This window comes from Mycobacterium toneyamaense, assembly GCF_055384815.1.
The window spans coordinates 5,170,792-5,183,300 of the sequence record NZ_AP040333.1; the positions used below are offsets into that span (position 1 = coordinate 5,170,792).

The 12,509-nt window shown below is 68.5% G+C and carries 11 protein-coding genes; 4 read left to right on the plus strand and 7 right to left on the minus strand.

Annotated elements, in window-relative coordinates; translation table 11 throughout:
• Window positions 1-198 (minus strand): sulfur carrier protein ThiS, encoded by a 198-nt coding sequence (thiS, locus tag ACZ5IQ_RS25015; RefSeq protein WP_064860070.1) that lies wholly within the window; start codon window positions 196-198, stop codon window positions 1-3.
• Window positions 192-1,199, minus strand: a complete 1,008-nt coding sequence (gene thiO / locus ACZ5IQ_RS25020; RefSeq protein WP_407665201.1) for a glycine oxidase ThiO — start codon at window positions 1,197-1,199, stop codon at window positions 192-194. The genes thiS and thiO overlap by 7 nt, the downstream gene beginning before the upstream one ends.
• A gap of 143 nt (window positions 1,200-1,342) precedes the next feature.
• Between thiO and thiE the strand changes: the two genes are divergently transcribed.
• Entirely contained in the window at window positions 1,343-2,011 is a 669-nt protein-coding gene (thiE, locus tag ACZ5IQ_RS25025) for a thiamine phosphate synthase (protein ID WP_138250725.1), read from the plus strand.
• Here the strand turns inward: thiE and ACZ5IQ_RS25030 are convergent.
• Window positions 2,001-2,486 carry an NUDIX hydrolase gene (locus tag ACZ5IQ_RS25030; RefSeq protein WP_174814081.1) on the minus strand — a complete coding sequence of 162 codons (486 nt, stop codon included), beginning with the start codon at window positions 2,484-2,486 and terminating at the stop codon, window positions 2,001-2,003. The two genes, thiE and ACZ5IQ_RS25030, sit on opposite strands and share 11 nt — an antisense overlap.
• Before the next feature lie 144 nt (window positions 2,487-2,630).
• Here ACZ5IQ_RS25030 and glnX point away from each other — a divergent pair, with 144 nt between their 5' ends.
• The 3 genes from glnX (at window position 2,631) to ACZ5IQ_RS25045 (ending at window position 7,212) form a co-directional block, all read left to right on the plus strand.
• Entirely contained in the window at window positions 2,631-3,947 is a 1,317-nt protein-coding gene (glnX, locus tag ACZ5IQ_RS25035; RefSeq protein ID WP_061003639.1) for a protein kinase G-activating protein GlnX, read from the plus strand.
• A gap of 8 nt (window positions 3,948-3,955) precedes the next feature.
• Window positions 3,956-4,909 (plus strand): glutamate ABC transporter substrate-binding protein, encoded by a 954-nt coding sequence (locus tag ACZ5IQ_RS25040; RefSeq protein ID WP_061003644.1) that lies wholly within the window; start codon window positions 3,956-3,958, stop codon window positions 4,907-4,909.
• Window positions 4,910-5,037: 128 nt separating this feature from the next.
• Complete coding sequence (locus ACZ5IQ_RS25045; protein WP_374704258.1) at window positions 5,038-7,212, plus strand: serine/threonine-protein kinase PknG; 2,175 nt, start codon at window positions 5,038-5,040, stop codon at window positions 7,210-7,212.
• 141 nt (window positions 7,213-7,353) lie between these two features.
• Here the strand turns inward: ACZ5IQ_RS25045 and ACZ5IQ_RS25050 are convergent, their stop codons facing one another.
• From ACZ5IQ_RS25050 to fgd, 4 genes are read right to left on the minus strand one after another with little or no spacing between them, the layout of a single operon-like run.
• Window positions 7,354-8,232: a cytochrome c oxidase assembly protein gene (locus ACZ5IQ_RS25050; RefSeq protein WP_226519742.1), complete on the minus strand. Its 879-nt coding sequence runs from the start codon at window positions 8,230-8,232 to the stop codon at window positions 7,354-7,356.
• Between the two features lie 35 nt (window positions 8,233-8,267).
• Entirely contained in the window at window positions 8,268-9,392 is a 1,125-nt protein-coding gene (locus tag ACZ5IQ_RS25055; protein WP_064860065.1) for an acetate kinase, read from the minus strand.
• On the minus strand, window positions 9,389-11,458 hold the full coding sequence (pta, locus tag ACZ5IQ_RS25060) for a phosphate acetyltransferase (protein WP_135356046.1): 2,070 nt from the start codon (window positions 11,456-11,458) through the stop codon (window positions 9,389-9,391). The genes ACZ5IQ_RS25055 and pta overlap by 4 nt, the downstream gene beginning before the upstream one ends.
• A gap of 30 nt (window positions 11,459-11,488) precedes the next feature.
• Window positions 11,489-12,499: a glucose-6-phosphate dehydrogenase (coenzyme-F420) gene (gene fgd / locus ACZ5IQ_RS25065; protein WP_133427859.1), complete on the minus strand. Its 1,011-nt coding sequence runs from the start codon at window positions 12,497-12,499 to the stop codon at window positions 11,489-11,491.
• Between the last annotated feature and the right edge of the window lie 10 nt (window positions 12,500-12,509).

The following is a 12,509-nucleotide window of genomic DNA, read 5'->3' on the forward strand; positions in this document are numbered from 1 at the left end:
TCAGCCACCTTGCACCGCCGTCACGACCTCGATCTTGGCGCCCTCGGCCACGACGTCGTCCCATTCCGACCGGGGCAGCACCGTCCAGTCGACCGCGACGGCGATGCCCTTGTCCGGAAAGCCCAGGGTGCCAATCAATTCGGCCACCGTGGTGCCTTCGCGAATCTCCACGCTCTCATCGTTGACTGTGATCAGCACAGTGCCACCTCCTCTTTCGCATCGCCCTTCAACAGGTCCGAAATCCGTTGTGCGGTCCAGGCGGCCAGCAGAAAGCCGTTCCTCCCGTGACCGGTGGCCGCCAGGGTGCGGTCATCGAGCCAGCCCACGATCGGCAGGCCGTCCGGGGTCATCGGCCGCAGTCCCGCAGCGCATTCGGCAAGTTCGTATTCGCCGAGGGCGGGTATCACCGCACAGGCGTCATCGAGAAGGTCGCGCACTCCGGATACCGCCGGCGCGGTGTCCCGGCCGTGCTCGTACTGGGTGGCGCCGACCACCACACCGTCGGCACGCGGCACCAGATACACCTGCCGACCGTGCACCCGAGCGCGAATCACCCGCTGCGGCACCGGCATACAGCCCTTGCGCCACCGTAGCCGCAGAATCTCGCCCTTCACCGGACGCACGGGCAGCCCGGGCCACAGTGCCGGCGCGTCGATCCCGTTGGCCAGCACGGTGACATCGGCGTCACGCGTCTCGTCGAGGGAATCGACCGGTCCGGCCCATTGCACACCCAGGCGGTCGCAGTGCGCGATCAGCCCCTCGACGACGACGCGATTGTCGACGGCCAGTTCGGTCTCCGCCCGGAAGCCGTGCCGAATCCCCTGCGCCAGCAACGGTTCGATGTCACGGGCCGCGGTGGTGACCGTGACGGGATGCCCCTGCGCCGCCAGCCACTCGGCGACCGTACGGACGTCGGCCGCGTCTGCCCGGTCGACCGCCACCACGAGCGAGTCGCGGGCCGTCACCACGTCGTCGGGCAGGCCGTCGAGGAAGCCGTCATGCCACAACGCCAGGGAGTCCAGCCCCACCTGCAACTGGTCCTGCTCACCCGGCCAGCCCTCGGAGTGCGGCGCGAGCATGCCGCCGGCGACCCACGAGGCGCCGCGCGCCTCGGTCCGGTGCACGCGCACCGACCACCCGTCGAGCGCCGCGCGTCGGGCCACGGCCAGACCGATGACGCCGCCGCCGATTACCGCCATGCCAGCCGGCACGATGATTCCTCTCCCTTCGCCGGCATGATCCGGATCAGGTGTGACGGTAAGGGTAGGACGACCCCACTCTCAGCCCCCGGTCCCGGGACTCCCGTGTGTGCGGCGTCCACGGTAGTCGCTACCGTCGCGCTGTGTCTAAAGCCTTCGAGCGTCTGCAGTCCGCGTCCCTGTACCTGTGCACCGACGCCCGCCGGGAGCGCGGTGACCTGGCCGAGTTCGCCGACGCGGCACTCTCCGGTGGCGTGGACATCATCCAGTTGCGGGACAAGGGCTCGGCTGGTGAAGCACAGTTCGGTCCGCTCGAGGCCAAGCAGGAGCTCGAAGCGCTGGAGGTGCTGGCCGACGCGGCGAGACGGCACGGCGCGCTGTTTGCGGTGAACGACCGGGCCGACATCGCCCGCGGCGCCCACGCCGACGTGCTGCACCTGGGCCAGGACGATCTGCCGCTGGCCCTCGCCCGCGACATCGTCGGGCCGGATCCGCTGTTCGGCCGCTCGACGCATGACGAGCAGCAGCTGGCCGTCTCGGTGACCGAGGACGTCGACTACTTCTGCGTCGGCCCGTGTTGGCCCACGCCGACCAAGCCGGGCCGCACCGCGCCGGGCTTGGATCTGGTCCGCGCGGCGGCCGCGACGGGTACCGACAAACCCTGGTTCGCCATCGGCGGCATCGACCTGGCACGCGTTCCCGAGGTGGTGGCCGCCGGTGCGCGGCGCATCGTCGTGGTTCGGGCGATCACCGCGGCCGAGGACCCCGCCGCGGCTGCTCGGGCGCTCAAGCAGGCGCTGCCTACGAGTTGAGAGGGATACTCGCCGTCACGCTGCGCAGCTGTTCCCAGCTGGCGGCGAATCCTGGATGCAATGGCAGCGACGTGACGTCGTCCTCGGAGACCCACCGCAGCTCGACGCTCTCGCGGTTGGGCACCGTCTCGAGTTGTTCGGGCGCGTCGGCGATCACCGTGGTGTACGTCCACACCTCACCCATCGCGATCGCGGTGACCACCGTGGTCCGGACCGTCAATTGATGCGCCTCCAACCCTGCTTCTTCATAGGCCTCGCGGACCGCGGCCTCCTCGACGGTCTCGTGGCTGTCGCGCGCCCCACCGGGCAGTGCCCAGGTGCCGCCTTGATGGCTCCATGGCGCGCGGTACTGCAGCAGCACCGCCGCTCCGCCGCCCGGCTGCGGCGCCCGCAGCAGAAGTCCGGCCGCACCATGGCGACCCCAGAAGTGGGAGCCGTCAGCCGCGAGCACCCATCCGTCACCGTCGCCCTGCACGAAACCCACAATAGGGAACGTCGCGAAAGATTTGGGGGACCGGGCCGACCGGTAGTCCACCCCCTACGCGCCGCAAGCTCTTAGACTTCTATTAAACGAGTTCGGCAGGGCCAACGGGTCAGGAAAGTTGAGGTCGGCGCACACGTGACGGTGGAGTTGGCGCACCCTTCGACCGAGCCGGTGGTATCTCGGTCCCCCGGGACTCCCGCGCACACTCGATGGTGGTTCATGTGGACCACCCCCGGCCGCATCCTCCTGATCGGGTTGATGCTCGCCAGCCTGGTCCTCGCGTGTGCCTTCGCCACCTCGACCACGATCCACGCCCGCCAGCAGGCCCTGACCACCGTGCTCGACCACACCGAGCCGCTGGCGTTCGCGGCCGGCCAGCTCTACACCACGCTGTCGGTCGCCGATGCCGCCGCCGCGACCGCCTTCATCGCCGGCTCGGAGCCGGTGGATCTGCGGCAGCGCTACGAGCAGGCCATCACGGACGCCGCCGTCGCCGTCACGGCCGCGTCCAGTGGCATCACCGACGAGCCCATGGTCAAGGTGCTCGGGCACATCAATGCCGAGCTGGCGGTCTACACCGGCCTGGTGGAGACCGCGCGGACCAACAACCGCGCCGGCAACCCGGTGGGTTCGTCGTACCTGTCCGAGGCGTCATGGCTCATGCAGACCCAGATCCTGCCGGACGCCCAGCGGCTCTACGAGAACACCTCGGCGCGGGTGAACTCGGAGACCAGCGGCTCGTCGCAGGTGCCCGCACCCGTGATCCTGGTGGTCGCGGCGACGCTGATGTTCGGCTTCTTCTCGAACCGCTGGCTGGCCCAGCACACCCGCCGGCGCGTCAACATCGGTTTCGTCGCCGGCGGCATGGCGGTACTGATCATGATCATCTGGATCGGCGCGACGCTCATCATCTCGACCACCGACACCCGGCATGCCCGCAACGCCGCCGCGTCGCTGCAAACTGTGACGAGCATGGCCATCACCGCACAGCAGGCGCGGGCGGACGAGACGCTGTCGCTGATCCGGCGGGGCGACGAGAGCGTCCGCAAGCAGTCGTACTACCACCGCATCGACGCCCTCCAGCAGCAGCTCGGGGATTACATGCGTCGCCCCGATGCGATCGGCAAGAAGGACCTGGACGGCGCCGATCAGTTGATCCGCCGGTGGCGTGCCGCCGACGACCGGATCAACGCCTACATCTCGACCGGCAACTACCAGTCCGCCACCCAGGTGGCGCTGGGTACCAGCGAAGACGATTCGACGCCGGCGTTCGACAAGCTCGACGAAGCGCTCTCCAAGGCCATCGACGAAAGCCGCAAGCAGCTGCGCAGCGACATCCTGAACGGACGCCAGGCGCTGTCCGGGGCGACGGTCGGTGCGGCCGCGTTGAGCTTCGCCGCGGCACTCGCGGTGGCGCTCGGGCTGTGGCCGAGGTTGAGTGAATACCGATGAGTTTCACGATGCGTTCTCGGTTGGTCCCGGCGATGGTCGCGGTGTTGGTGGCCGCCGGCTGCGGCGAGGCCCCGCCGCCCGTCGCGCCGCAGAGCATCACCATCGCGCCGCCGACACCCGCGGGCATGGAGGTGCAGTCCGCCGTGCCGGAGCTCGGCCCGGAGGACAAGTCCGACTGCACCGCAAGCCTGCGGCCGTTCCCGACGCCCGAGGCCGCCGCGGCGGCCGTCACCAACATCAAGGACCGCGGCCGGCTGATCGTCGGGCTCGACATCGGCAGCAACCTGTTCGCGTTCCGCGACCCCATCACGGGGCAGATCACCGGATTCGACGTCGACATCGCCGGGGAGGTGGCCCGCGACATCTTCGGCACCCCGTCACAGGTCGAGTACCGCATCCTGTCCGACAACGACCGGATCTCGGCGCTGCAGCACAATCTCGTCGACATCGTGGTGAAGACCATGAGCATCACGTGCGACCGGCGCAAGCTCGTCAACTTCTCAGCCGAGTACTTCTCCGCCAAGCAACGGATCCTCGCCACCCGCGACTCCGACGTCCGCAGGCCCGCGGACCTGTCGGGCAAGCGGGTCTGCGTCGTGAAGGCCACCACCTCGAAGGCACGCCTGCAGCGCATCACCCCGCCGCCGGTCCTCGTGGAAGCGGTCACCTGGGCGGACTGCCTGGTGGCGTTGCAGCAGCGGCAGGCCGACGCGGTGTCGACCGATGACGCGATCCTGGCCGGTCTGGTGGCGCAGGACCCGTACCTGCACATCGTCGGCCCCAACATGGCCGAGGAGCCGTACGGCATCGGAATCAACCTCAACAACACCGGTCTCGTGCGGTTCGTCAACGGGACGTTGGAGCGGATTCGCCGCGACGGCACGTGGAACACGTTGTACCGCAAGTGGTTGACCGTGCTCGGCTCGACGCCGAACCCACCCGTACCGAGGTACAGCGACTGATGCCCGACAGCGAAGCGACGACAGGCCCCGTTGAGGCGGGCCCGGTGGATGCGGGTCCGGTGGACGCGGGTCCCGACACCGACCCCGGCACCCAGGCCGTCGAGGTGACGTGGGATTCGCTGGCCACGATGCGGCCGATGGGCACGCAAGCCGTGTTCCGGCCACTGTTCGACGACTCGATGAGCATCCCGGTGCCGGTTCCGCCCGAACGGGATTCCGCGCCGACCGGCCTCGTCACCGCGACCACCCGGGTCTCGCCCATCCGGCGCCTGGGCGGCGGCCTGGTCGAGGTGCCGCGGGTGGTGGACCAGGATCCGCTCGCCGCGTTGATGACCGATCCCGTGGTGGCCGAGGCCAAACGGTTCTGCTGGTCCTGCGGCAAGCCCGTCGGCCGCTCCGAGAACGGCGAACCCGGCCGGTCCGAAGGCTCCTGCCCACACTGCGGCGCCGCGTATTCGTTTCTGCCACAACTGAGTCCGGGCACCATGGTGGCCGACCAGTACGAGGTCAAAGGCTGCATCGCACACGGCGGGCTGGGCTGGATTTACCTTGCCCTGGACACCAACGTCAACAACCGCCCGGTGGTGCTCAAAGGCCTGGTGCACTCGGGCGACGCCGAGGCGCAGGCCATCGCGATGGCCGAGCGACAGTTCCTCGCGGAGGTCACCCACCCGGCGATCGTGAAGATCTTCAACTTCGTCGAGCACGCCGACAAGCACGGTGACCCGGTGGGCTACATCGTGATGGAGTACGTCGGCGGCACGTCGCTGAAACAGGCCAAAGGCGCCAAACTGCCGGTGGCCCAGGCCATCGCGTACATGCTGGAGATCCTGCCCGCACTGGGCTACCTGCATTCGATCGGACTGGTCTACAACGACCTCAAGCCCGAGAACATCATGCTCACCGAGGAGCAGCTCAAACTCATCGACCTGGGCGCGGTATCGCGCATCAACTCGTTCGGGTTCCTTTACGGCACACCGGGTTACCAGGCGCCGGAGATCGTCCGGACCGGACCGACGATCGTCACCGACATCTACACCGTCGGCCGCACCCTCGCGGCCCTGACGCTGAACCTCAAGACCGACAAGGGCCGCTACGTCGACGGGCTCCCCGAGGACGATCCGATTCTGCTGCAATACGATTCGTTCGCCCGGTTGCTGCGCCGCACGATCGACCCCGACCCACGCCGGCGGTTCGGCAGCGCCGAGGAGATGTCCGGGCAGCTGCTCGGCGTGCTGCGCGAGGTCGTCGCCCAGGACACCGGGACGCCGCGGCCGGGTCTGTCGTCGGTGTTCAGCCCGTCGCGGTCGACGTTCGGCGTCAACATGCTGGTGGCCCACACCGACGTGTACATCGACGGACAGCAGCACACCGAAAAGATCACGGCCCCAGAGATTGTCCGGGCGCTGCAGGTGCCGCTGGTCGACCCGGCCGACGTCGGTGCGGCCGTGCTGTCGGCCAGCCTGCTGAGCCAGCCGGTGCAGACCCTGGATTCGCTGCGCGCTGCCCGCGAGGGCTCCCTCGACTCGGAAGGGGTGGACCTGTCCACCTCGGTCGAGCTGCCCCTGATGGAGGTGCGTGCCCTGCTCGACCTCGGCGACGTGGCGAAAGCCAACCGGAAGCTGGAGAACCTGGCCGACCGGATCGGCTGGCACTGGCGGCTGGTGTGGTTCCGCGCCGTGGGCGAACTGTTGTCCGGCAACTACGAGTCCGCGACGAAGGATTTCACCGAGGTGCTCAACACGTTGCCGGGTGAACTCGCTCCGAAGGTGGCGTTGGCGGCCACCGCCGAACTGTCCGGATCGGAAGCCGAACGGGCGTTCTATCAGACGGTGTGGAACACCGACAACGGCATCATCTCAGCCGGTTTCGGCCAGGCCCGGGTGCAGGCGCTGGCCGGCGACCGCGAGGCCGCGGTGCACACCCTGGACGAAGTTCCGGCCACCTCAAGGCATTTCACCACCGCACGGCTGACCAGCGCCGTCACGCTGCTGTCGGCGCCGACCACCGCAGAGATCACCGAACGCCAAATCCGTGATGCCGCCCGGCGAGTGGAGGCGCTGCCGGAAACCGAACCGCGCGTGCTGCAGATCCGGACACTGGTCCTCGGCACGGCGCTGGACTGGCTGGCCGACCACACCGCCAGCACCAACCACATCCTGGGTTTCCCGTTCACCGAACACGGTCTCCGCCTCGGCGTCGAGGCCTCGTTGCGCGGGCTGGCCCGGGTGGCGCCGACCAAGGCGCACCGGTACGCCCTGGTGGACCTGGCCAACAACGTGCGGCCGGTCAGTACGTTCTAGTTCGGCGTGTCGCCATGGGCGTGTCGGCTCTCCCTCGGCACATTCGATCTGCGTCCGTCAGCTTTCCTGGACAGTCAATGAAAGTTGACGGGCTGAAATCGCAAGTGCCACAGGAGCGACGACACGCCGACCACGACTCGCTCAGCGGTAACGGTCACGCAGCTGCGGATCGCTCTGCCACCAGAGTCCGCTCGGCGGTGCGTCGGCCTCCGGTTCGTCGGCAGCGGCCGCCGGCGGGGTGGCCGAAGCAGCCGCGTCGAGTTCGGCATCGACCTCAGCCGCCTTGCGCCGTTCGTCGGAACCCAAGGCACGCATCAGCAGCAGGATGAAGGGCACGCCCAGCACGTCACCCAGAATCCACAGGATCCCGGCGCCGTAGCTCTGGTCCTGCCGGATGCTCGGGCCGAAGTCGCGGTGCAGTCCGGCGTAGTAGTCGTAGGCGATCACCGGGCCCAGCCACAGCACCAGCCCGAGGATGCCGTCACCGAGACCCTCGGCCACGCTGATCCCGATGGACAGCAACGGCGGGTAACGCCGCGGTACCGGGTCGACCTGCAAGCGGGCATAAAAGTAGCCAAAGCCGATGGCCGGCAGCACAAGTCGCGTCACTGACGCGAGCGGTCCGGTCATCGAGGTGACGTACCAGGGGGTCAGGTACAGCAGCCACGGCGTCACCAGCATCAGCACCGACGTCACCGGCGGCGACAGCAGTACCCGCGTGGCAGTGGAATTCAGCACCGGGTCGAGCACGGTTCCCACCATCGAGACCGGACGGCTCAGCGCCAGGAGGAGCGGCACCACGTACAGCAGGAGCAGGACCTGCAGCGCGCGCACCCAGAACAGCATCGGCGCATAGACCGCGACGGCGCTGAGCGTTGCCAGTGCCCACACCGCGATGGCGCCACCGAGGCACCACGATCGGGCACGAGACACGCGTCGGCGCAGCCGCACCAGGGCACCGATGCCGAGCAGCACCAGCACCACCGCTACGGGGTCGAACGTCCCGGTCAGTAAGGGCACGAGCGCAAGCTACGCCGCGACCCTGGCAGGTTCCTTCAGACAACCTTGCAGACGTCGACGCAGGCCCGCGCGATCGCCAGTTCCTCGTTCGTGGGGATGACCAGCACACTCACCGGTGAGGTGTCGGTGGAGATCCGGCGCGCACCGCGGTTCGGGGAGAGGTTGCGCTCCTCGTCGACCTCGATGCCGAGCGCCAACAAGCCGGCGAGCGCATCGCGGCGGACGGCGGCGTCGTTCTCCCCCACCCCGGCGGTGAAGGTGATGACATCGGCCCCGCCCAGCAGCGCCAGGTATCCGCCGATGTACTTGCGCAGCCGGTGGATGTAGACGTCGTAGGCCAGCTGGGCCGCGTCGTCGCCCGCATCCATGCGCTTGTGCAGCTCGCGGAAATCGGTCGCCCCACCCAATCCCGATACACCCGAGTGGCGGTTCAGCAGGACGTCGATGTCCTCGACAGACATCCCGGCGGCGCGCGACAGGTACATGATGATGCCGGGATCGACGTCACCGGAGCGCGTCCCCATCACCAGACCCTCCATCGGCGTCAAACCCATCGAGGTGTCGATCGGCCGACCGCCGGCGATCGCCGACGCCGATGCGCCGTTACCCAGGTGCAGGACAATCTGATTCACCGATTCCAGGGGCAGACCCAGGAACTGCGCGGCCTGCTCGCTGACGTACTGGTGCGACGTGCCGTGGAAGCCGTAGCGGCGAATGTGCCACTTGTCGGCAACCTCCCGGTCGATCGCGTACTCGGCCGCGGCCGCGGGCAGATCGTGGAAGAACGCCGTGTCGAACACCGCGACGTGCGATACGTCCGGCAAGAGCTTGCGGGCCGCGTCGATGCCCAGCAGCCCCGGCGGATTGTGCAGCGGCGCCAGCGGGGCCAGCTCTTCAAGTTCGGCGACCAGCTCGTCGTCGATCACGGTCGGCCGGTAGAACCGCCGGCCGCCATGCACGACGCGGTGACCGACGCACGCGATCTCGTCGGCCGACACTCCGGCGGCACCGACCGCATCGAACACCTGCTGCAACGCTTTCGGGTAATCGTCCACCCGCTCGATCACGCCGTCGGCCAGCGACTCGCCCGAAGCCGATTGCACCAAGCGGTATTTCACCGACGACGAGCCGCAATTGAGTACCAGTACCGGCCCGCTCATTTCGCTCCTTGAGCCTGAATCGCCGTGATGGCAACGGTATTGACGATGTCCTCGACCAGCGCGCCCCGGGACAGGTCGTTCACGGGTTTGTTCAGGCCCTGCAACACCGGGCCGATGGCGATGGCGCCCGCGCTGCGCTGCACCGCCTTGTACGTGTTGTTGCCGGTGTTCAGGTCCGGGAAGATCAGCACTGTCGCCCGGCCGGCCACCGGCGAATCCGGCATCTTCGTCGCGGCGACCGACGGCTCGACGGCGGCGTCGTACTGGATCGGCCCTTCGACCAACAGCTCCGGTGCCCGCGTGCGGACCAATTCCGTTGCCGCCCTGACCTTGTCGACGTCGGCGCCGGTCCCCGAATCGCCGGTCGAGTAGGACAGCATGGCCACACGCGGCTCGATGCCGAACTGCGCGGCGGTCTGCGCCGAGCTGATCGCGATGTCGGCCAGCTGCTCGGACGTCGGGTCCGGCACGATCGCGCAGTCGCCGTAGGCCAGCACCCGGTCGGCCAGGCACATCAGGAAGATGCTCGACACCGTCGAGATGTCCGGCGCGGTACGGATGATCTCGAATGCCGGCCGGACGGTGTGTGCGGTGGTGTGCGCCGCCCCGGACACCATGCCGTCGACCATGTTGTTGTGCACCAGCATGGTGCCGAAATACGAGACGTCGTGGATGATTTCGCGAGCCTGCTCGAGGGTCACGCCCTTCTTCTTGCGCAGCTCGGCGTACTGGGCCGCGAACTGGTCGCACAGCTCGCTGGTACGCGGATCGAGCACCACGGCGGCCGAGAGGTCCAGGCCCAGCTCGGCAGCCCGCGCCCGCACCGTCGGCTCGTCGCCGAGGATGGTCAGGTCGGCGACCGAGCGCGCGAGCAGCCGGCTCGCCGCCCGCAGAATCCGGTCGTCGTCGCCTTCGGGCAGCACGATGCGCCTGCGGTCCGCCCGGGCCCGATCCTGCAGCTGGTGCGTGAACATCTGCGGCGTGACGACCGACGGGATCGGGACCGCAAGCTGAGCAAGCAGATCCGCCACGTCGACATGCTCGTCCATGAGGGCCAGCGCGGTGTCGACCTTGCGCAGCGACGTGGCCGTCACCCGGCCCTTCGCCGTCGACGCGGCGCGGGCGGTGTCATACGTGCCCAGCTCGGTGGCCACGATGGGCAACCGCAGCCCCAGGCCCGCAACCAGTTTGGCGATCGATGGGTGCAACGGCAGGCCGCCGTTGAGGATGAGGCACGAGATCGACGGAAAGCCTTCCGCGGCATGGGCACTGGCGATGGCCAGCACCACATCGGAGCGGTCGCCCGGGGTGATGACGGCCATGGACTCGCGCAGCCGCTCCAGGCAGTGTTCGGCCGTCATGCCGGCGACCATCATTCCCATGACCTCGCGCGTCAGCAGCTCCTCGTCGCCGCTGATCAACGTGCCACCCACCGCGTCCCGCAGCTCCGCCACCGTCGGCGCCGCCAGCAGCGGCTCCTCGGGCAGCACATAGCTTTTCGGTGTGAACCGCTGCAGTGCGGTGGCCACGTCGGCGAGTTCGTCAGGGGCGCACCGGTTCGCGACGACCGCGGCGGTGTGCGCGTGCTGGGCCGCGAGCTCGGCCAGGCACAGCTCGACCACATGGGCCACCTCGCCGGGTGTGCGATCAGCGGCGCGTACCGAGAGCAACACGGGCGCACCGAGATTCACCGCGATGCGGGCATTCATCGACAACTCGCTGGGCGAGGCGACATCGGTGTAGTCGCTGCCGACGATCACCACCGCACCGCACTTGTCGGCGACGCGGTGGTAGCGGTCGACGATGTCTGCGATCGCCGCATCGGGATCGTCGTGCAACTGCTGATAGGTGACCCCGGCGCAGTCGTCGTAGTCCAGGCCCGCGGTGCTGTGCGCGAGCAACAAATCGAGGATGTAGTCGCGGCCGGTCCCCGCACGCACGATCGGGCGGAACACCCCGACATTGGCGACCGTGGCCGCCAGCCGGTGCAACAGCCCCAGCGCAATGGTCGACTTGCCGGTGTCGCCTTCGGGTGAGGCGATGTAGATCGCGGTGGCGTCGGGCACGGCGATAAGCCTACCGAGCCCGGCCTTCCGTCACGCCAGCTTGCGCAGGCGAGGCTCAAGGTCGGTCTTGAACAGCTCCAGGAAGCGGCGCTGGTCCTGCCGGGGGTCGTGGAACACCAGGTGGTTCAGGCCCCAGTCGACGTACTGTTTGACCTTCTCGACGGCCTCGTCCGGGTCGGACGCCACGATCCAGCGCTTGGCGACCTGCTCGATGGGCAGCGCGTCGGCGGCCGCTTCCATCTCGATCGGGTCGTCGATGGAGTGCTTCTGCTCGGCCGTCAGCGACAACGGCGCCCAGAAGCGGGTGTTCTCCAGAGCCAGTTCGGGATCCGGGTCGTACGAGATCTTGATCTCGATCATCCGGTCGACGTCGTCGGGGTTCTTGCCCGCGGCCTCGGCGCCCTCGCGCATGGCGGGGATGAGCTTGTCCTTGTACAGCTCCTCGCCCTTGCCCGAGGTGCAGATGAAGCCGTCGCCGGCACGGCCGGCGTACTTGGCCACCTGCGGCCCGCCCGCGGCGATGTAGATCGGGATACCACCCTCGGGCACGTCGTAGATCGAGGCACCCTTGGTCTTGTAGTACTCGCCCTCGAAGTCGACGCGGTCGCCGAGCCACAGCTCACGCATCAGGCGCACCGACTCACGCAGGCGCGCGTAGCGCTCCTTGAACTCGGGCCATTCGCCTTCATAGCCGGTGGCGATCTCGTTGAGCGCCTCACCGGTGCCGATGCCCAGGAAGATGCGGTCGGGGTACAGGCAGCCCATCGTGGCGAACGCCTGCGCGATGACGGCCGGGTTGTAACGGAACGTCGGGGTCAGCACCGAGGTGCCCAGGACCAGCCGCTCGGTGCGCTCGCCCACCGCGGTCATCCAGGCCAGGGAGAACGGTGCGTGGCCGCCGGTATGGCGCCACGGCTGGAAGTGATCACTGACGGTGGCGCTGTCCATGCCCGCCGCCTCGGCGGCCACCGCCAGCTCGACGAGTTCACGCGGCGCGAACTGCTCCGCCGACGCCTTGTATCCCAGCCTGAGTTCAGCCATGAGTCCCGTT